This window comes from Mesorhizobium sp. M1A.T.Ca.IN.004.03.1.1 (assembly GCF_003997555.1).
In the GTDB taxonomy this organism is placed as follows: Bacteria; Pseudomonadota; Alphaproteobacteria; order Rhizobiales; family Rhizobiaceae; genus Mesorhizobium.
Map to the genome: position 1 here is coordinate 1 of NZ_RZTV01000625.1, position 256 is coordinate 256.

1 protein-coding gene is annotated in these 256 nt (G+C 68.8%); it reads right to left on the reverse strand.

Translation table 11 applies throughout. The features are described from left to right. Positions 1 to 43: 43 nt before the first annotated feature. The coding region (locus tag EOD29_RS33145; RefSeq protein ID WP_206520586.1) for a PT domain-containing protein at positions 44 to 256 on the reverse strand (213 nt) is incomplete at its 5' end.

A 256-nucleotide genomic window follows, 5' to 3' on the forward strand; every position in this document is an offset into this window, starting at 1 on the left:
GAAGTGACGAGATCGAACGGAAATCCGTCATCTCAGGCGCCGGTCACTGCGCCGGGCTCCCCAGCCGGCCCCCTTTCCGAACGACCGGTTCGCCGCTCGGACCGACCACCGATTGATCGGTCGGCCTCGCTGCCGGTTCGCCAGTTGGCCCGACCACCGGTTCACGGGCTGGCCCGTCGACCGGCTGGCCGGTGGATCGGACGACCAGGGGATCGGCTGGCTGGATGGCGGATTGATCGGTTGTTCGCCCCGGTAC